The sequence below is a fragment of the Bradyrhizobium sp. 137 genome, assembly GCF_023074095.1.
GTDB lineage: Bacteria > Pseudomonadota > Alphaproteobacteria > Rhizobiales > Xanthobacteraceae > Bradyrhizobium.
Genome location: NZ_JADPKU010000052.1, coordinates 29055 through 49951, shown reverse-complemented (window position 1 = coordinate 49951; position 20897 = coordinate 29055). Strand labels below are relative to the sequence as shown.

At 60.9% G+C, this 20897-nt stretch carries 13 protein-coding genes; 8 read left to right on the top strand and 5 right to left on the bottom strand.

The window, feature by feature from the left end:
• The first annotated feature begins 1158 nt into the window (after nt 1–1158).
• Nucleotides 1159–2190: an IS110 family transposase gene (locus tag IVA78_RS13735; RefSeq protein WP_247465848.1), complete on the top strand. Its 1032-nt coding sequence runs from the start codon at nt 1159–1161 to the stop codon at nt 2188–2190.
• A gap of 452 nt (nt 2191–2642) precedes the next feature.
• Here the strand turns inward: IVA78_RS13735 and IVA78_RS13730 are convergent, their stop codons facing one another.
• Both IVA78_RS13730 and IVA78_RS13725 read right to left on the bottom strand, forming a co-directional pair.
• Nucleotides 2643–4148 carry an adenylate/guanylate cyclase domain-containing protein gene (locus tag IVA78_RS13730; RefSeq protein WP_247465748.1) on the bottom strand — a complete coding sequence of 502 codons (1506 nt, stop codon included), beginning with the start codon at nt 4146–4148 and terminating at the stop codon, nt 2643–2645.
• 30 nt (nt 4149–4178) lie between these two features.
• Complete coding sequence (locus tag IVA78_RS13725) at nt 4179–5285, bottom strand: substrate-binding protein (protein WP_247465745.1); 1107 nt, start codon at nt 5283–5285, stop codon at nt 4179–4181.
• A gap of 2016 nt (nt 5286–7301) precedes the next feature.
• Between IVA78_RS13725 and IVA78_RS13720 the strand changes: the two genes are divergently transcribed.
• The gene (locus IVA78_RS13720; RefSeq protein WP_253075280.1) at nt 7302–8039 is read left to right on the top strand and encodes a tripartite tricarboxylate transporter substrate-binding protein; all 738 of its coding nucleotides are present in this window, start codon (nt 7302–7304) and stop codon (nt 8037–8039) included.
• A gap of 448 nt (nt 8040–8487) precedes the next feature.
• Here IVA78_RS13720 and IVA78_RS13715 read toward each other — a convergent pair whose 3' ends face one another.
• Complete coding sequence (locus tag IVA78_RS13715) at nt 8488–8970, bottom strand: acetyl-CoA carboxylase biotin carboxyl carrier protein subunit (RefSeq protein ID WP_247465743.1); 483 nt, start codon at nt 8968–8970, stop codon at nt 8488–8490.
• A 185-nt stretch (nt 8971–9155) separates the two neighbouring features.
• Here IVA78_RS13715 and IVA78_RS13710 point away from each other — a divergent pair, with 185 nt between their 5' ends.
• Nucleotides 9156–10310, top strand: a complete 1155-nt coding sequence (locus IVA78_RS13710) for an ABC transporter substrate-binding protein (protein ID WP_247465740.1) — start codon at nt 9156–9158, stop codon at nt 10308–10310.
• Nucleotides 10311–10343: 33 nt separating this feature from the next.
• Here the strand turns inward: IVA78_RS13710 and IVA78_RS13705 are convergent, their stop codons facing one another.
• Nucleotides 10344–12077 (bottom strand): AMP-binding protein, encoded by a 1734-nt coding sequence (locus IVA78_RS13705; protein ID WP_247465737.1) that lies wholly within the window; start codon nt 12075–12077, stop codon nt 10344–10346.
• A 25-nt stretch (nt 12078–12102) separates the two neighbouring features.
• Nucleotides 12103–15450: a carboxyl transferase domain-containing protein gene (locus tag IVA78_RS13700; RefSeq protein WP_247465734.1), complete on the bottom strand. Its 3348-nt coding sequence runs from the start codon at nt 15448–15450 to the stop codon at nt 12103–12105.
• Between the two features lie 98 nt (nt 15451–15548).
• Here IVA78_RS13700 and IVA78_RS13695 point away from each other — a divergent pair, with 98 nt between their 5' ends.
• From IVA78_RS13695 to IVA78_RS13675, 5 genes are all read left to right on the top strand, one after another.
• On the top strand, nt 15549–16043 hold the full coding sequence (locus tag IVA78_RS13695; RefSeq protein WP_247465732.1) for a MarR family transcriptional regulator: 495 nt from the start codon (nt 15549–15551) through the stop codon (nt 16041–16043).
• A gap of 65 nt (nt 16044–16108) precedes the next feature.
• Entirely contained in the window at nt 16109–17737 is a 1629-nt protein-coding gene (locus IVA78_RS13690) for an AMP-binding protein (protein ID WP_247465729.1), read from the top strand.
• A 200-nt stretch (nt 17738–17937) separates the two neighbouring features.
• Nucleotides 17938–18579, top strand: coding sequence for an acyl-CoA dehydrogenase family protein (locus tag IVA78_RS13685; protein ID WP_247465726.1), 642 nt, complete (start codon nt 17938–17940; stop codon nt 18577–18579).
• Complete coding sequence (locus IVA78_RS13680) at nt 18519–19097, top strand: acyl-CoA dehydrogenase (RefSeq protein WP_247465723.1); 579 nt, start codon at nt 18519–18521, stop codon at nt 19095–19097. The genes IVA78_RS13685 and IVA78_RS13680 overlap by 61 nt, the downstream gene beginning before the upstream one ends.
• Before the next feature lie 1343 nt (nt 19098–20440).
• Nucleotides 20441–20836 (top strand): DnaJ domain-containing protein, encoded by a 396-nt coding sequence (locus tag IVA78_RS13675; protein ID WP_247465722.1) that lies wholly within the window; start codon nt 20441–20443, stop codon nt 20834–20836.
• The last annotated feature ends 61 nt before the right edge of the window (nt 20837–20897 follow it).

Below are 20897 nucleotides of genomic sequence, written 5' to 3'. Positions count from 1 at the left end.
GCCGGAAAATCGCTGTTTCAGATTTGCATAAGCTCAAAGAAGAAGTAGGGCCGCTCACGGAATCCGGTAAATGAGCCCCGAAGAATATCTTGAACAAGCGGAACACTACCGTAAAGCTGCGGACGGCATCCCTTGAACGCCTCGACCCGCTAGCACCTTCAAACGATGGAACGGAGCTACAGGGTCTTGGCCAGAAGTGAAGCGGCGCTGCGCAGCTCGATCGAAACGGCTGAAGCATTAGCGCAGGTAAACCCCAAGCCCGATCAAGAGTAAGGCCGCGCCTCTTTCCGGTTGGACGCGTCTGCAGATGGCCCGTAGCTGCCTCGCCCGACCACCAACGACGGTCTGCTTTCAGGTGGAGCGCGGATTCGGGCAGTGAACTCTCTTCACTTCAGCATGTGACCCAAAAGCTGCCCTTCGCTGCTGCAGGCGCTCGAAAGGCATCAGCCCTCGCTGAGGCAATGAGCCTGACGTCCGTGTTGAAAGCCGATGTTCGGCCATGGTAGATTACCATTTTATCCCGAATACTCTGAAGCCGTCCTAGTAGTGCTTTTTGTACTGTGGAGGACATTTATGCGAAGCTCTCGCGCAATGCTTTATCTCCAACGACTTGGCGAGCTCGCCTCTCAGCTCTCAGAATTGGAACATCTTCGAGGTCTAGTCGAAGATGCAGAGCGAAGCGCCCGCGGTGCGCCTGCATTGCGCTCTAGACGCCATGCTTCGCGCCGTCTTCGAGGTCGTCATGTCGGAGCTCTGATTGTCAGCGTCCGTCGCTACACGCCACCAAGCAGAAATGCAGGAGCTCTCAGGCCCCCTGAGAACGACGACCAAATCGATTGGACGTTGCTTGAGCCATTTCCCGACGGATGGTGGGCTTCCCCCTAAAGCTCTTCAACGCTGCGTGCAAGAACGGCTTCCGCTCGCACGCGAAGCCAACGAATCCGTTCGTTGAAGGAGCTGGAGGCAGTAATGTCAGCTGCTGGCCCGTCTGAGACAATCCGACGCGCGGCAACGACGTCTGTTTATAGGGGTGAAGCGGAACTCGGCGGCACCCAGCCACACCGACGCGAATGATGTAGTGGACGACGCCCGCTCCCGGCATCGAGTGTGCCAAAAGGGTGATCGTTGAACAACGAATCACCGGAGGGGGTCGTCCATATGCAGGTTAGCACCATCGGCGTTGATCTCGCCAAGAACGTGTTCCAAGTGCACGGCGTGGATAGTTCGGGTAAGGTCGTCATCAGCCGTCAGTTGCGGCGCAAGCAGGTCGTCGACTTCTTTAGCAAGATTCCTCCTTGCCTGGTCGGCATGGAAGCCTGCGGAACCGCTCATCACTGGGCGCCTGAAGTCTCCAAGCTCGGTCATACCGTGCGTCTGATGCCGCCGAGCTACGTGAAAGGCTATGTCAAACGGTCGAAAAATGATGCTGCCGACGCAGCCGCCATCTGTGAGGCTGTGACACGCCCATCGATGCGGTTCGTGCCGATCAAGTCGGCCGATCAGCAAGCCTTGCTGATGTTGCATCGAACGAGGGATCTTTTAATCCGTCAACGCACACAGCTGATCAATGCGCTCCGAGCCCACCTTGCCGAGTTCGGCCTCGTTGCGGAGACGGGACGGGAAGGTCTCGCGCAGCTTGCCGCGATCATCACGGACGAGAGTAATCGCGAAGCTCTTCCGTCCGCGATGAAACAGGCGCTGCATGCCATTGTCGATCAACTCGTTGCCCTGGAATTGCAGGTCGGGGCTCTGGATCGGGCCATCCACGCCCATCATCGTGCCAACGATATGAGCTGCCGCCTCGAGACCGTGCCGGGGATAGGCGTGATCGGGGCCACCGCCATCGCTTCCACCGTCACAGACCCGAGTGTCTTCAAATCCGGCCGGGATTTTGCAGCATGGATCGGACTTGTGCCGCGGCAGCACTCGACGGGCGGCAAGGAGCGGCTCGGCGGCATCTCCAAGCAGGGAGATCGCTATCTCCGACGGTTGCTCGTCGTCGGTGCAACGGCGGTTGTTCGACACGCCCGGCAGTATCCGCAAAAGCATCCCTGGGTCATGAAGCTGTTGGGCAAGAAGCCGGCCAAGCTCGTCGCTGTTGCCGTTGCCAACAAGATGGCGCGCATCGCTTGGGCGATCATGGCCAAAGGGGGACACTATCGAGCGCCGGAGCTCGCTGCAGTCACCTGAAGAGGCTTGGCAACGGGAGCGTGAGGCGACGGCGGAGCAAAACAATCGAATTGCGAGGGTGATGATGGCGTGATGCGAAACGGTCGAGCCGTCGATTGGGACAACCCGCTTCTGGGTCATGGGCGTCAAAGCCCGTGCGAATGATTGGGACCCGATCCGCGGATTACATCAGGGCCAGCGGTCATGGTGCCGCGCAAACAGGCCGGACACATGACTTGCACCCGACCGCAAGCGGAACGTTAGATTCTTCTTGCAATGAGGGCGTCGTCCACACATGACCCGAAGGCGAAGATGGCCATCGTGTCGGCTCGCCGGCAGTCGAGGCCGGGCCGGACATCGGGAAGGCCGCGGGAAAATCGGCGCGAATAACCTTCAACGGACATCGGCCCGTTTCGGTCTGTCGTCGAGGAACCGTCGGCCTTCGCCTCGCGGCGGTACCGCGGTCGTTTCGTTTATGTCTGCGTCGGCCTGATTGCTACGCGATGGACTTCCATCTTTTGACCGATGCCCTTCAGGTTCTCGTAGTTGCGCGACACCGAGCGTGAATTGACGATGTCATCGACGCCCGGCGCCTCCATAACCGTTGCACTGATGCAAACTTCATTGACGTCGGCGAGGCCTTGCACGCGTGCGGCGATATTCACGTCCTGTCCGAAATAGTCGATCCGGTCGTTGAGCGTCACCGCAATCGCCCGACCTTTGTGGACACCGACCTTGAGACCCAGCGGCCGCGAAGCGGTCCGGTTGAATCGCAACAGCTCTTCGATCATCTCGATGGAGGCGCAAACGGCGTCCTGCGGACGCTCGAACCCGGCCATGACCGCATCGCCGATCGTCTTGATAATGGTGCCGGATCGTTCGCGGATGATCCTGTTCAGGATCTCGAAGTGCTGACGAACCAAAAAATACGCGTTCACGTCGCCAACGCTTTCATACAGCGGAGTCGACTGCTTCAGATCGGTGAACAGGAAAGTCATGTCCGAGACGTTGATGCTCTCGCCCTCATCCACTAGCTGCGCCTTGTAGAGTTCGCGGAAGCTCGGGGTGAGCAGCAAGCGTTTTCCGGATAGAAACGGCTCATATTCGACCAGATGGGGCTGGAAACCGAAGGGATATTGGACAAACCAGAAGCGACCGCGATCGCCGGTGCGGTTCTCGATCCGGATGGTGTGTTTGCCCGGGCTGAGATCCGCTGTCTGCCGGAACGAAAAGCGTCCGTCGCCGAGAACCATGTCTCTCGGTGCCGTGGCCCGGTCCGGCACGCGGAAGCGGCCCGACTCGAGCTGGACCAGCGTCGCTTGCCGTTCTGCCGGCTCCCCGTTCACGAAGAAGACCAGAAGGAGTTTGTGGCTCAAATCCAGCATCTCGAAACGGCCAGCTGTGACCTCGAAGTCGAAGCTGCGGTGCTCATGGCCCTCGACATCGGCGAAGCCCCGTGAGAGCGCGGCAACGAGCTGCTGGTGCGACATCCCGTGCGGAGCGATGAAGCCCTTAGAAAAATTGTAGCGCAGGTAAAAATCCTCGACAGACAGCATTTCGGGATGGCGGAATATGATGTCGCGCACGCCGCTCGATACCGTAAAGGTGACCTGGATGTAGTCGTCCAGCGCCACATCGTTGACGGCGTTGCAGAACGCGCACTGAAAGCGTGGATGGACCTGGTCGAGCTCGCGAAAGCTGCCGGCGACCTGGGGGCAATAGGCGCAGATGAGCAGCCAGTCCATCTCGAACAGGCCTACCTTGGCGGCGTGTACGAACAGCTCTATCGCGTCCGCCTCGGACAGGTGGACGAGGCCGCTGTATTGGATGGGGTTGATGCGAAAGAGATCATAGTCGTCGGCGGTACGGATGAAGCGTTCGAGCTCCGGGAGGACATTCGGTGCCCAGCTTCTTACCGATCTGAGCGCGCCGAGGCGCTGGCTCAGGATACTCTCGTTGACCGGAGACGGGACATTCATCTCATGCCTCCTACCTGACGGCTGACTATGCTATCGGTCCCTGGCCGACCTCCGGGCGGGCGGCACCACCGCCTCGTCCGGGCCAATGGCTCCCAGGTTCTCGACCACCTCGAAACGGCCGTTCTTCGCCTGGGCTATGTACATGTTCAAGCGGACGTGGTGCTGGCCTGGAACCATTTCCGCCGGACCACCCGGCCCCTCAGCGATCCCAGCGTGATCGAGCGCTGCGATGACGTCCTCCTGGCGCAGCGAGCCGGCCTCGTTCACGGCTGCCGCCCAGAGCTTCATCCCACGGTAAAGGCCGGAGCAGGCACTGCCGCCCGTAAACTGCTCTCTGCCGGGATAGCGCTTGTCGTACGCGCCGAGCAGCGTCTTGCTGAAGGGATCGCTGATGTTCTGGTAGAAGTCGAGGCAGCCGTAGAGGCCTTCCACATGCGGCGCGGGCAGCAGGCCGAGCAGGTTCTCGTCGAAATAGGTGCAGATCAGCTGCCCGCCGCGGCTCTGAAATCCGGCATTATGGAGCTGCGCGAAGAAGGGCACTACCCCGGGCGGAACGATGGTGTTGAACACCACTTCCGCGCCGCTGGACATGATCCTCCCGACTGTCTCGTCGTACTCCATTTGATCGAGGGGATAGTACTCCTCGCCGACGATGCTGCCGCCATTGGCCGTGACGAGCTGGCGAACCCTCTCGTTCATCACGCGCGGCCAGATGTAGTCTGCGGACGGTAGGTAGAATGTCTTGGCACCCGTCTTGCGCATCAGCCAGGGAATGAGTGGGTCGAGCTGCTGCGCCGGCACCGGACCGGTGCAGAAGATCAGCGGGTCGCATTCCTGCCCTTCGTACTGCTCGGGATAGATGTAGAGCGTCCCGCCCTTCACGACGGCGGCGCGCTTGATGGCTTGCCGCGTGGAGCTGTAGATGCCGCCGAAGATCACATCCACCTTGTCCTGCGAAACAAGCTTGGCCGCCTTGGCCTCCGCGACGGCGTCGGTCGTCGCGCCGTCCTCGAGATAGAGTTCGATGTTCCGCCCCAGCAGGCCGCCGTTGGCGTTGATCTCGTCAGCCACCATCCTTGCCACATTGGCGTTGGCGCGGCCCATGAACGAAAGTGCTCCCGTCTCTTCTGCGATCATGCCGACTTTGATGGATGCTTGTGTCATGGCACACACCTCTCATGAGCTTTGTGCTCACATGGCGCGTTCGGGGCGAAAAAAACCGTCCGCTCGTCGAGAAGCGGTATCGGCAACCTGCATCGCCGGCACGTAAGAGCGCAGCGCTTTGAACAGTGATCAATTCAGCCGCAACGGCAAGCGATAAAAAATTTGGTGCGTCGAGCTGCCCGTTGCGGGCACTCAATTCCATATTCTGCGACAACGCGCCAATGTATCCTCGACACCCCTTGTATGCAAGCAAGCAAGCAAGCAAAGGATGCGCGCGAACGATTTGCCGCGAGAAACAGTCTGGAGCACTTTCACACTGCTGGCTCGAGTAGCAACTGATCGGCCGGTCCAGGCAAGCTCGCGCTTGTGCGGGAAAGCGCTAATCGAGATCATGACCCGCGGCCTTCGCGCGCGTATCCGGCCGCGAACGGCATACCAACGCTATTGGCCCCAAGCCGACCAACTTAGGCGTCTGCGTGTGGTCCGGTTATGAAGGCAGTCCGGACTTCACCTTCGTCACGTTTGACCGCCGCTGGTCCGACACCCGACGGCTGTGGCGCGCCGTCCGAACGAGCGTGCAGCACACCGCGTGTCCGTGTCGAGGAGCAGCTGGGCCGCTGCCAGGCCGAGACCGTCCCCGCTGCCGGTGATGAAAACGATTTGCCATACTGTCTCGTCTGGTTGCTCCGGAACGCACTCTACAGCGCCCGAGCATCTCTTCAGATACGACAAGACTGGCTTTCCCACGCACCTAGGAACGACTCGTCGGTCGGCCAAAGGAGGATTAACAACGGCATCGCCGACGTGGCTAACTCACGCCGAATGTGGTAATCATGGTCGCGCGCGCCCCTCAAGAGTGCCACACAAAAACTATTCGCCGGACCGAAAAGCTCAATAAAATCAGTGCTCATCGGGGTTGTTGACTCAGTCAATCCTGTCTGGCAGCGCCATTCCGCTCGTCTATCGCACTGATAAGGTTTCACCGAGATCCTTATCGGTGCGCAAACTGACTCCATCTTTCTTTGATGTTTGCTTACTAGAGCCGTCGCCACATCTATCAGCGGCTTCGGCTGACGTTGAACCGCGCCCGAGACGCTGTGGACAATAAGAACGAGGACGGCCACTCAGTGAGAGTTACGTCGGTCGGCAGGTGACCGATGACACGCCCGGCTCGTATCGATGGCTTCTGGCTGGCGATCGGCACGGCCATTTCAGCACCGGTTCTCGTTTGCGTTTTCAGCCCCTCCCCAACCAATCCACTTAGGCGAAGCTCTGATACTTCCAAAGCCCACTAATTAGATGGCCCGTTGCCTCACCGTGAAAGAGCAGACGACATTTGCTCACGCACGGTCGTTAGGGAGCTTCCGCTCATGTCGGGTTCGGCAGTTCTGAGGCGCTCAGCGCTCGACCGCCATAGTCCCGAGGTGAAACTGATGTCTTTGGCGGCAGTACTGCCGGGCTCGCGGAATGCGATGGATTCCCGTCCTTTTATCGCAGCAGATGCTTGCTCGTAGCCCGCGTGCACCTAGCTCAATACAACCAAGACCATTAGTATGAATTAGCCATTTGGCAGCCGATATCAGGAATCTATACCAATGTTGCTAGCTGCATCGCCAAGATTTGAGATTTTTGACCGGCTCGCCGGAAATAGACTTGACGGGTCGGCGGTGCATTGGCCGCTGAACAGCTTGGTCCCGGCTAACTGCCGGGCTTCATGTTTCTGCTAGAGAAAAAAAGAGAGGAAACAATGCGCGTTCTGAGGACGATCCTTGGAGCAGTTGTCGGCGTAGTCGTTGGCGCGACTGTAGCCACTGCAGAGGATGGTGCCGCGAGCTATCCAAATCGACCGATCAAGATCATCGTTCCGTTTGCCGCTGGAGGAACGACGGATCTCCTTGCGAGACTCGTCGGACAAGCAATGACCGCCAAGTGGGGACAGCCGGTTATCATCGAGAATCGCGGTGGGGCCGGCGCAACAATCGGCCGGATATGGTAGCAAAATCATCGCCTGATGGTTACACCTTGTTGATGGGAGCAACACATCACTCCATCGCTCAGAGTGCCTATCCAAAAGTACCTTATGACTTCGGGCGCGACTTCTCACCCATTACCGTCATCGCCCTGGTTCCCAACGTGGTCGTAGTGAACCCCAGCGTACAGGCGAAGACCATCGAAGAGTTCATAGCTCTGGCGAAACAGAAGCCTGGCAGCTTGAACTACGGTACAGCCGGCTCCGGCACAGCGCATCATCTTATCGGCGAAATGTTCAAGTTGAAGACGGGGACGGACATTGTTCACGTGCCATATCGTGGAAGCGCCCCCGCACTGGCTGATTTGCTCGGAGGCCAGGTGCAGGTCATGTTCGATACCGTCACGTCCGCTCTGCCGCAGGTCAAGGATGGTATGACGCGGGCTCTCGCAGTCACGACCGCGCGGCGGTCGACGGCGTTGCCTGACGTGCCATCCCTAGCCGAGGGCGCGGTGCCTGGATTCGATGTCGGGACTTGGTTCGGGTTGTTGGCGCCCGCAAATACGCCGCCGCTCATCGTGGAGAAGCTGAAGCGTCAGCTGGTCGAGATCATCAACTCCTCCGAGGCAAAAGCACGCATGCTCGATCTTGGGGCTGAACCGGTCGGAAACTCCTCTGCCGAAATGGCTGCTCAGATCAAAAGAGAGCTTGAGACCTTTGCTGCATTAACGAAGCAACTTCACTTGGTAGTGGATTGAGGCAGATCGGTTGGCAGGGTATCGAAACCGGTTCCCTGCCTCCCGGGCCCCTCCCAGAAGTCAGCGAACGCTTTGGGCTAATCACCTACTGTCTCTGGCCGGTTTGCTCGGGCGGAAACTGGTCCTCGAATCAAATGTGGGAAGCTAGGCTTGGTTCGGGCCGGCGGAGCGGTTGTGGGTGGCGGTCCTACGGGACTTCGGCTCGCGTCCTCATCCCGCCTTACAGGCTTTGTAAGAGCCCTGTGCAGGCTTCCGCGGATGGGGGAGCGGTGATCCACCAGTCAGTTGTGAAACGCATCTGTCCGCTATGCACAGAATTAGGCCGCAGCACTGATAAGCTTTTACGTCTTTCCTTATCAGTCAGACAACCGACTCCGTTTCGAGAGTGCTCAGCCCGAAGCCTGGTCGCTTCCCGATTGCTCGTCACACCTCCAGAACAGCGACCGTGTTACCTTCGTTGACGGCCACCCTCCTCCACGGCGATCTGCACGACCACTCCGTCAGCTTCCGCCACAACCGGAATCTCCATCTTCATGGGCTCGATCAGGATAGGCGTCTCGCCCTTCGCAACGCGCCTGCCAAGCTCGGTCTCGACCCTCCAGACGAAACCACTGACCTCACGCGGAGCCATGCCGAATGGGTTGGGCTGCTGGGGATCGACGACACCTGCATCGCGCCCGTGCTCGACTGGAATGAGGCGGCGAACGATCCACAGTGTCGCACGCAACACCATCGATGTGACGCAACCGTTCCGGCGCCGCGCTTCAGTCGCATGCCGCCCGCTACACCGCGATCCGGCCGCATCTCCGGCGACGATACGCGTGAGGTCATGCATCGCTGGCGATTGGCGCAACCCATCCTCGAGCGTCTGCTGGCGTAAACGCTGGGCGCGCGCGTCTGCATTCACGTCACCGATTGCAGCCTGCGACAATCCATCCGACATGTACTAAATACCGTCAAGGGTTCGGGGCGCCGCATTCATGTAAAGATATTGACATATATAGACCTCCGTGAAACCTTGGACCGCAACATCGGTTCAAAAACATCGGGAGGAAGAAAATGACGCGGACGAGATCAACACTCGCATCAGTTGCGCTGATGGCGACCCTCGCATGCATGAGCGCTGCTTCGGCCCAAGACAAGCCCGTCAAGATCGGCATTTTGAACGATCAGGCCTCGGTCTATTCCGCCATCACCGGACCGGGATCGGTTGCGGCCGCTCGCCTCGCCATTGAAGACATGGGCGGCACCCTGCTCGGCAAGCCGATAGAGATAGTCTCCGCTGACCACGGACACAAGCCGGATGTCGGCTCGGTCATCGCCCGGCGCTGGTTCGACACCGAAGGCGTGGATGCGATCTTCGACATCTACAGCTCCGGTGTTGCGCTCGCCGTGCAGGGCATAGCCGAGCAGAAGAACAAGCTGCTGGTCGTCTCCATGGCGTCGAGCCGCGACATCAGCGGCAAGTCCTGCTCGCCTAACGGCATGCAGTGGGCTAATGACGGATACGAAGTCGCCAACCTCACGATCAAGGGTGCCTCCGACGGCAAGCCGACGTCCTGGTTCTTCCTGACGGTTGATTACGCGGCCGGTCATTCGATCGAGCGCGACTCCCAGAAGATGATTGAGAAGGGTGGTGGCAAGTTCGTCGGCGCGGTGCGCTTCCCGCTCAACACACCAGATTTCAGCTCGTTCCTGCTGCAGGCGCAGAACTCGGGCGCCAAGAACATCGGTTTCATCGGCGGCGGCGCCGACATGACCAACGCGATCAAGCAGACCGCCGAGTTCGGCATCGAACGCACCGGCCAGCGCTTCGTGCCGTTCTCGCTGACGACGGTCGATATCGACGCGCTCGGCAACGAGGCGACGCAGGGCATGCCGCTGGTCCTGAGCTATTACTGGGACGAGAACGACCAGACCAAGGCTTTCGCCGCGCGCTTCAAGAAGGCCTTCGGCAAGATGCCGAGCGATCCGCAGGCCAACGTCTACAGCGCGGTCCTGCACTATCTGAAGTCGGTGAAGGCGGCCGGGACCACGGATACGACGGCGGTGCTGACGAAGATGAAGGAGACGCCGGTCGAGGATCTCTTCACCTCGGGCGCCCGTATCCGCGAGGACGGACGCCTGATGCGCGACGTCTACTATGCCGAAGCGAAGAAGCCGGGAACGATGAGCAGCGCCACCGACCTGATCACGCTAGTCAAGAAGATGCCGGGATCGGAAGCCTTCATCCCGGTCAGCGAAAGCGAATGCAAGGCGTTCAAGAAGTAACGCCGTCAAGAAATATTCAACCTGACAACTCGCTCAGCCATAGAGCTGAGCGAGTTCTTCCTTTTTGACCTTGCCGGTCGCGGTCATCGGCAACGTGTCGACGATCCGGATCTCCGGGATCTTGTAGACCGCAAGGCGCTCCCGGCAGAAGGCAGCAAGCACCTCGGCAGTCGTCGTGCCCTTGCGCTCCGGCAACACGGTAACGAAGGCGACCGGCACCTGCCCGCGAGTGTCGTCCACCCGCCCGATCACACCGCTCCCCGTCACGTCCGGATGCTGGCCGAGGGCGGCCTCGATCTCCGACGGGAAGACGCTCATGCCCTTCACCTTCAGCATCTCCTTGCGCCGGCCGAGGAAATGGATGGTGCCTCGCTCCGAGATCATTCCGATATCGCCGGTCCGCAGCCAGCCGTTGACGAGGCCTTCGGCCGTTGCATCCGGCTTGTTCCAATAGCCCTTCAGGAGCGAGGGCGTACGTACGCACAACTCGCCCTCCTCGCCGAGCGGCAGCAGCCTGTCCGACCCGAATTCCGTAATCTTGAAATCGGTCTGCGGCACCGGAATGCCGCAGAAGATCTGACGCTGCTTGAGATCGCGATCGTCATCCTGCCAACCGCGATTGAAGGCGTCGTAGGAATGCGTCTCCGTCATCCCCCAGGCGGCTTCCCGCAGGGTCGTGCCCGTGAGCTTGCGCCAGCCATCGCGGAAGACCGGATTGAGCTTCTTGACGAACGACGCCACCATCACTTCCCGCAGCGAGCTGAGGTCAAAGTCGCGCGCATCGGTTCGGCTCATGATCTCGACCGCATTGTCGACGACCATGTTCGAGATCGTCGCGCGATAGCGCTGCACGGCATACATGTAGGCCTGCGCATCCCAGCGGGCCATCAACACGCAGGTCGCGCCCGTCACCATCGGCAGGATGATGCCGAGGTCCTCGCCCGCCATCCAGAAGATCGGCCAGAAATTTATGACCACGTCTTCGGAAGTGACCGTCATCGAAACGGACCCCATGATGGCACCCGTGAACAGCATGTCGAACTGCGAATGAACGCAGCCCTTCGGCATGCCGGTGGTGCCGCCCGTGTAGTTCAGGGCCGCGATGTCGTCGATACCGACATCCACCTGCGGCGGCGCGGCGGTCTCCTTTGCGAGCGCGCCCATGAGGTCGATCGAATTGGCGATCGCAACCCGCGGCGCCGTCAGCGCGGGCGGCAGCGGCCCTTCCGGCTCGGCACCCAGCGCATCGCCAAAGCTGGTGACGACCAAATGCTCGATGCCACACTCTTGCCGGACCTCCTCGACGAGAGCGGCAAGCTGATCATGCGCGACCACGATGCGCGCCTGCGTATCGTTGATCTCGTAGGCCAGCTCGGGCCGGGTGAACATCGGGTTTACCGGCACGTGGACACAGCCGGCCTTCAGGATGCCGAAGAAGCAAACGTAGAACTGCGGGCAGTTCGGCAGGAACACCGCAACCCGGTCGCCCTTGCGCGCACCGAGACGGTTCAGGAGAGCGGCAAAGCGGTCGCTGAGGCGGTCGAGTTCGGCGTAGCTCATGGCCCGGCCGTAGAACAGCACTGCCGCCTTGTCCGGCTGCCGCCGCGCCCATTCGCGAAGGTAGTGCGTCAACGGCCGGCGCCCGAGAGGAAACACCGGCTCCTTGGGAACGCCGCTCGGCCAGACCGCGGCCTGCAGGCTGCGAACGTGAGCCAGATAGGCTTCTTCGCTGCGGAGGTAGCGTGTGTCGGATTCGCTTTTTGTCATTGTTTCCTCCCTTGCTCGCCCGTGTTCACCACAGATCGACGCGCGTCGTTCGTCTCTCGCTGAAGCGGCCCGGCTGCATCGACGCCTTGAGCCCGCGGACAATCCAGCGCCGGGTCGCGCAGGGATCGATGACATCGTCGACCTCAAGGAAGGTCGCGCCGCTGAGCGCCTTGTTGTCCTCGTAGGACTTGGCGACCATCTGGTCGAACCAGGCTTTTCTTGCTGCCGGATCCTCGATTGCAGCGAGCTCCTTCCGATAGGCGAGCTTCACCGCGCCTTCGAGCCCCATGGCGCCGAACTCGGCGCTGGGCCATGCCACCATGAAGAACGACATCTGGCTCGATCCACCGGCCATCGCCAGCGCCCCGAGCCCGTAGGCCTTGCGCAGCACGACGGTGAAGTACGGCACCGTTGCCCGGGATGCTGCCACGAAGACGCGCGAGACGTGCCGCACCTGGGCGGTCTTCTCGACCTCCGGCCCCACCATCATGCCTGGCGTGTCGCAGAGCGACACGATGGGAATGCCAAACCCGTCGCATAGCTGAATGAAGCGCGCCGCCTTGTCACCGCCGTCGGCATCGATCGCACCGCCCAAGTGACGTGAATCGTTTGCGATCAGGCCAATCGGGATGCCCTCGATGCGGGCGAACGCCGTGATCATGCCGCGCCCGAAGGATGGGCGCAGTTCGAGCACGGAGCCTGCATCCGCAAGCGTCTCGATGATCGGCCGGACGTCGTAGGCGCGCAGCCGGTTCTCTGGCACGGCGTGGCGCAATAGGCGCTGGTCAGCGCATGACCAGTCACCGGTTCGCCCCTGGAAATAGCCGAGATACTTCTTGGCAGCGGCAACGCCCTCCACCTCGTCCTCGACCAGCACGTCGATCACGCCGTTCGGCGCCTGGACGTCGACGGGGCCGATGTCCTCGGGGCGAAACACACCGAGACCGCCCCCCTCGATCATCGCCGGGCCACCCATGCCGATATTCGAGGTACGGTCGGCGATGATGACGTCGCAGCTGCCGAGCAGCGCGGCATTGCCCGCAAAACACCGCCCCGAAACCACGCCCACCAGTGGCACCTTGCCGTTGATACCGCCGAGCTTCGTGAACGTCGTGGTCTCGAGTCCGGCGGGCGTCGGCCATTCGTCGCCGGGCCGACCGCCGCCACCTTCCGCAAACAACACGACGGGAAGCGACCATCGGTCAGCGAGCGTCAGCAGCCGATCCTTCTTCTTGTGATTGACGACGCCCTGCGTGCCCGCGAACACCGTGTAGTCGTAGGCCATGACCGCGCAGCGCGACTGCTCGTCACCGAACAGCTCGCCATTGACAGCGCCAACGCCGGTGATCAAGCCGTCGGCAGGACTCATGCGGCGCAGCTCCTCCAGCGAGCGACGCTGGCGCTGCGCGGCGAGCGCGAGGCCGCCATATTCGATGAACGAGTCGGGATCACAGAGGTCGGCGATGTTCTCGCGCGCGGTGCGCTGGTTGGTCTTGCGGCGACGTGCGACAGCATCCGGCCGTCCCTCGTCGAGCCGCTCCGCGCGGCGCGCGAGCGCTTCGGCGAGATCGCCGCGAATGTGATCGAGATCGATCGCCTCGGCCGTCTCGACACCGGCAGCGTCGTCGTCCGAGGGGACGATGTGCAGTAATGACTCGGCCTCGAAAATCGTGTCACCGGGCGAGGCGAGAATGTCTTCGACCACGCCCGCGGCCGGCGCCACGATGACATGCTCCATCTTCATGGACTCGATCGCGAACACCTGCTGTCCCGCGCGCACCCGGTCCCCCCGCGCCACATTGCAGGCGACGATCGTGCCCTGCAGCGGCGCCGGCACAGCGACAAGTCCCTCAGGAACATGCGCTACCTGCGGTCCGCGCGCCGCAGCCGGTTGCAATGGTGGAATGGCGACCTTCGCATCGAAGACGCCGAGCGGATCGACGTCGCGGACATCCCTCGCCCGCCTGGCCGGCAGGTCGTCCCGGTTTGCAAAGCTGGCGGCGGCCGCAAGAATACTTTCGAGGTGCTGCTCCAGGAATTTCGTCGAGACGCGGTCGGCCAGAAAGTCCTGGTTTGCAGCGAGGGCCCTCAGCACGGGAATGTTGGTCTCGAGGCCGTCGATGCGAAAATCCTCCAGGGCCCGCCGGCCGCGCCGGATGGCGTCGTCCATGCCCTCCGGCGAATAGGCAATGACTTTCGCGAGAAGGGAATCATAGCGGGGGCTCGTGCGATAGCCGACATATCCAAACGTATCGACGCGGATTCCCGGGCCGCTCGGCAAGGTAAAGCCGGTCACGACGCCGCCGGTCGGCCGCGAGCCGCCATCGGCCGTCATCTTCTCCATATTGACGCGGAACTGGATCGCGCCGCCGCGGGCAACAGGCGCGCTGCCGAGACCTATGTCGCGCAGCCGCAGGCCTGAGGCGACCCGGATCTGCGTCTTGACGAGGTCGATCCCGTAGATCTCCTCGGTCACCGTGTGCTCCACCTGGAGGCGCGGATTGGCCTCGATGAAGACGAAACTGCCACCCTCCGCAGGCATCAGAAACTCGAAGGTCCCCAAGCCCCGATACGCCGCGCTGCCGGCCATGCGCACCGAGGCGTCGCAGATCGCCTCACGGACTTTGGGCGCGAGGCTCCGGCACGGCGCCATCTCGACCACCTTCTGGTGACGCCGCTGAATGGTGCAGTCGCGCTCGCCGAGGTGGACGACGCTATGCCCGTCGCCGACGATCTGCACTTCGATATGGCGCGCGTTCGGCAAATAGCGCTCCACATAGAGTGCATCGGCGCCAAATGCCACTTGCGCCTCAGAGCGGCAACGCTCCCAGGCGGCGGGAAGGTCGGCAGCCGTCGACACCACGCGCATGCCACGGCCCCCACCCCCGGCGACCGCCTTGATCATGATCGCGCCCCCGCTGCCGAGCTTGTCGAGGTAGGCCGCCGCTTCGGCTTCCGAAACCGGTCCGGCCGATCCCTCGAGCACGGGCACGTCGGCCTTGCGCGCATGCCGCCGCGCCTCCGCCTTGTTTCCGAACAGCTCGAGCGTCTCCGCGGCCGGACCAATGAAGGTCATGCCGGCGGCCGCTACGGCGCGCGCGAAGTCCGGGTTCTCTGACAGAAATCCGTAGCCGGGATGCACCGCATCGCAACCGGTCTGCCGCGCCGCCTCGACCATCGCCGCGATATCGAGATAGGCTGCGGCCCCCACGCCGGGCAATTCCCGCGTCTCGCTGCCAATCCGCGCATGGGCGGAACCAGCATCATCAGCAGGAAACACGGTGACGACCGGGATATCGAGCTCAAACGCCGCGCGCGCGATGCGCAGCGCGATTTCTCCGCGATTCGCGATGAGCATCTTACCAAATGGCATGTCGATCCTTCCCAGCTCCGGGTCTACACCTGGGCCGAAGGCTATGGACAACCAAATATTATGTCAATATCATTACACATCTCAGGGGGAATGCGCGAATGCGGTCGGCAACCAGGAGCGGAACAAAGAACAGCCGAGAGCAGCCGGCCGGCAATTCCACGCGTGACCACCTCAACAACAAGCTCTTCTTCAGGCTGTTTCAAGCCGCCAACATCTACGAGACCCAGGCGGTGCGTGTTCTGAATTTCTCGGCCGTGACTGGCGCAACGCTGGGCGCGCTATACCGCGATCCCAAGGGCATGCTGTTCTCGGAGCTCTACACCTATCTCGGCGTGAGCCGCCAGAATCTCGACGCCGTGCTGAAGGGCCTGGAAAAGAAAGGCCTCGTGGAGCGCGTCGAGGCCGAGGACGATCGCCGCAAGCGGATGGTGAGCCTGACACCCGCCGGCATCGAGGCGTGGCGAGATTTGCACGAACGCTCGCTGGAATTCTTCCGGCAAGGGACCAACGGCGTGTCGGCCGCGGAAATCACCGGTTGCTTGGAAACGCTGTCGCGCATCGCGCGGGGGCTGCGCGCCATCGAGCCGGACTGAGATTCGGATCGCCCAGCGCGCCATATGGGTACCGCGCCACGACAAGAATAAGCAGGGAGGTTTCAATGACGAGCCACAAGGTTCCCGCCGCCGAGGATTGCGTCCTGCGGTACCTGCTCGAACGCTGGGGACGCGAGACGCCGGATCAGGTCTATGCGACCTTCGACGACGGCAACCAGCTGAAATATCGCGATCTCCTGCATCTGGCGCGACGGACCGGCAACGCGCTGCAATCGCTGGGCGTGAAGCAGGGAGACACCGTCCTCGTCTGGCTGCCGAATGGTCCTGACTGCCTGCGCGCCTGGTTCGGCATCAACATGATCGGCGCCGTCTACGTGCCGATCAATACCGCCTATCGCGGTGGCATTCTCCAGCATGTCGTCACCAACGCGGGAGCGGCGGTCGCGATCGTCCACGCCAGCCTGCTGCCGCGGCTCGGCGACATCGACAGGAGCGAGTTGCGCAAGATCGTCGTGATCGGCGGCGAGCCGGCCCCGGTCGAGGGGATCGAGGTTCTCCCGGCGAGCGCGCTCGACTCGGCATCCTCGGATGCCCCAATGACCGAACGCCCGATCGAACCGTGGGACACTCAGTCGATCATCTATACGTCCGGCACGACCGGCCCTTCGAAGGGCGTGCTGTCGTCCTATGCGCATCTCTATGCAATGGGACGGGGCATCTCGGCGGACAGGGACGGCATTCCTTATCTCGACGCCAGCGACACCTTCATGGTGAACCTCCCCCTCTTCCACGTCGGCGGCACGGCGCCGAGCTACGCCATGCTGATCAATGGCGGCTCGATCGCCATGGTCGATCGCTTCGACACCGCTACATTCTGGTCCACGGTCGCGAAGACCAACACCACGATGGTTATCCTGCTCGGCGTCATGGCAAGCTTCCTGATGAAGCGGACCGACAGCGGCGAGGAGAAGGGCAGCCCGCTCAAGAACGTCACGGTCATTCCGCTCAGCGAGGAAGGTATCGCCTTCGGCAAGCGCTACGGCATCACGACCCGCACGCTCTTCAACATGTCGGAGGTCTCCTGCCCGCTGGCAGCCGAGCCGAATCCGACCGTTGCGGCAGCCTGCGGCAAGCCGCGGGCCGGCATCGAGGTTCGCCTCGTCGATGCCCATGACTGCGAAGTCGCGCCGGGCGAAATCGGCGAATTGATTATTCGATCCGACGCGCCCTGGGCGATGAATCATGGTTACAACAAGGCCCCCGAGGCGACTGCGCTTGCCTGGCGGAATGGCTGGTTTCACACCGGCGACGCTTTCCGCGTCGATCGCGATGGAAACTATTTCTTCGTCGACCGGTTCAAGGATGCCATCCGTCGGCGCGGCGAAAACATTTCCTCGTTCGAGGTCGAGCTCGAAGTGGCCGCACACCCTGCGATCCGGGAGGTCGCGGTCGTCTCCGTCCCGAGCGAACATGGCGAAGATGATGTCCTCGTCGCGGTCTCCCTCGCCGAGGGACAGGCGCTCGATCCAGCGGAGCTCATCCACTTTCTCAAGCCGCGAATGGCGCACTTCATGGTGCCCCGCTACGTCCGCGTTTTGGGAGACCTGCCGAAGACGCCGACCAACAAGGTAGAAAAGTATTTGCTGCGCAGAGACGGAGTCACGCCGGACACCTTCGACCGTGATGCAGCCGGCATTCTCATCAAGAGCGAGCCGGTGCGAACGCGTGGTTGAGGCCGCGCGATGTCGCGTCCGCAGCGAGGTCGGCTTAACCGCCAGCTATTGCTCCTGTCACATCCTCTTGTCTATATGATCAAGTCCAGTCACCGCTTTTATTGCGGCACTCGCTTTAATGCGCTCTGATAGAGCACGGACGACTGAAATCCCGCCACCAAATTCCGCCCTAGCGGAAGTCGACCGGAGTATCCGTTCCAATGCCTGACCGAGTCGAAATCATTGCCGCGAAGATCGAGGCCTTCATCCGCACTGACGTGATCCCCTACGAAAAGGATCCGCGAACGGGTCCTCACGGCCCAAGTGACGAACTGGTGCAGGAACTGCGCGCCAAGGCACGCAAGGCCGGCGTGTTGACGCCCCACATTCTGCCGGATGGATCACATCTCACACAAGTCGAGACGGCGAAGGCGCTGATCAAATCTGGTCTCTCCCCACTCGGACCGCTGGCGTGCAACACCATGGCGCCCGATGAGGGCAATATGTACCTGCTCGGCAAGGTCGGAAGCGCCGAGCAGAAGGCGCGCTTCCTGGAACCCTTAGTGTCGGGCAAAGCGCGTTCGGCGTTCTTTATGACCGAGCCGGCGGATGAAGGCGGTGCAGGATCGGCCCCATCGATGATGCAGACCACGTGCAGGCTGGATGGCAATCACTGGGTCATCAACGGACGAAAGAAGTTCATTACCGGAGCTGAAGGCGCTCAAGTCGCATCATCATGGCGAAATCGTCCGACGGCGCATGCATGTTTCTCGTCGACCTCCCGAACCCCGCGATCCGCACCATGCGGGTGCTGGATACGATCGATAGTTCGATGCCCGGCGGACACGCCGAGATCGAGATAGAGAATCTTCGCGTATCCGCCGAACAGATTCTCGGTGCGTCCGGGGATAGCTTCAAATATGCGCAGATCCGCCTCAGCCCCGCACGTTTGTCGCATTGTATGCGTTGGCTGGGTCTGGCGATCCGCGCCAACGAGATCGCCACCGACTACGCCTGCCGCCGCTACGCGTTCGGAAAACCGCTGGTCGACCACGAAGGCGTCGGTTTCATGCTGGCGGAAAATCTCATTGATCTCAAACAGTCGGAACTGATGATCGACTGGTGCGCAGCCGTGCTCGACACCGGCTCGCTCGGGACAACCGAGAGTTCGATGGCGAAGGTGGCCGTGTCAGAAGCCTTGATGCGCGTCGCCGATCGATGCGTCCAGGTTATGGGCGGTACCGGCGTTTCGACCGAAACGATCGTTGAGCAGGCTTTCCGCGAGATCCGCGCCTTTCGTATCTATGATGGTCCAACCGAAGTCCATAAATGGTCGCTGGCCAAAAAGATCAAGCGCGACTGGAACGCCCAACAACATTGAGTGGCGTGTGTTCGCGTGAGCCGCAAGACCGAGCCGTTGGCGATGGGTGTCTTGGCAACGGCACAGGAAGGCGAATTCACGCCGAGGCCGGTCGTGCGATAACTGATAAGGTTATGCCTATTACCTTATCAGTCGACAACTGACTCCATTTGCGACCGAGGCTTATCAGTCGCCAACTGGCTCCGCGGTTAATTGTTCGCCCGTTTCCTGCGGCCTTAGTGTGCAAACCATTTGCTCGTGAAACTGTGTGTAACCTTATACCTGCTCACAGAGCTCTCGTCCTCGCAAGGGACTGCTAGATACCGCAAAATGCTGCGCGGCTCCCCCTCACACGAAGACCCCAGCGATCGCCGTCCCCATCATTCGCACCTTACCTGCGATGGCGAATTTAGGACGATCTCGGGCTTCCCCTTATAGGGTTGCACCTCGCCCGTGATTGCGCACGTTTTCCCTGTAACATTAGGCACGCCAGAAAAGGCGCTCGCGTTTTTGGAAGGTATCCAGCCGGTGAAGGCTTGGTTTGGATACGCTCCTCCCATATTCAGAAACCTGTTCCCTCGCCCAGATGTCGTGTCCGCGGAGATAATGCTCCTCACGGTGACCAACCTCCCATAATGGTTCAGGGCTTCCTCAGGAGATATCGTTTTGACGGGAGCCTCGGCGCGAGCTGCAGGCAGAGCTGCCATGAAGGCAAAGAGTAGAGCAATCGTTCTCATCAACGTCCCCCAAAATCCTCGCGCGCTAAGCTAGTCGATTCGTGGAGTAGACGAAGGAATTATGCGATCAATCACTGTATTTCCATCCTATACTCTCGACCAATTCACAAGGGTCAAATTCGCGAAGCCTATAGCGTGGGAGTTGTAACGCGATTCCTCCGTATACCCCCCACGAGGCCGGGGCTTGGCACGGGCCGCGATTTGCCGGCCGACATTGTCCAAAACTCCATGTTTCTTGATTGCTTGCGAATTTTACCGGGATCTTTGGGTAGCGTTGGAGCAGGTGAAGAGAATCGAACCCGGCCACAGACACTGATAAGCTTTTGTTAGATCCCCTTATCAGTCCGCCAACTGACTCCGTTTGCAGCCAATCCTTATCAGTTCGCAGCTTATCAGTGGAAGATCCGCTCCCATAACGACCAAGCATATCCAGCTACAGCGCCGGCTTTAGAAACCAACCAGCTGATGTTAGCGTCGGAAGAGCTGCGTCAGGCACAGACGCAGCTCGCGCACGTCAATCGCGCACGACGATGGGAGAATACTTTCTCGATCGCGCGTTTTTGCTCTTCTCCAAAAGAAGTGCTGAAAGAGATTCGAGAAAACCTGCAATTTCACGGAGAATAATCCATGGATTTGGGTTGGATTGAGTTCTCCGTCATCATCGGCTGTGGCCTCATCGGCTTCTTTATTGTGAGTGGGGTTCTCGAATATCGCCGGGCTAGCGTTGAATCCGCGCACCAAGAAAGAGCAGAAGCTGGTGCGCGACGGACCGACGAGGACTGTGGATCAGAAGATGAACCGGTCGCAAGACCCGCCTCGGAGCGTGCATGGTGGGAGATCTTGGGCGTGAGTAAGGAAGCACCACCAAGCGACATCAAAACCGCGTTTCGAAAGCAGATCGCGCGATATCATCCTGATCGTGTTGAAGGCCTAGGCAGGGAGTTGCGTGAACTCGCCGAAAAGAAGGCTAAAGAGATCAACTGGGCTTATGCTGTCGCCAAAAGAGAGCGGCACTTCCGCTAGTCGGTGCGAGCCCAGTTCGTGGGGCTCACGAAGATCAACCCCACGACGTCCATCAGGTCAT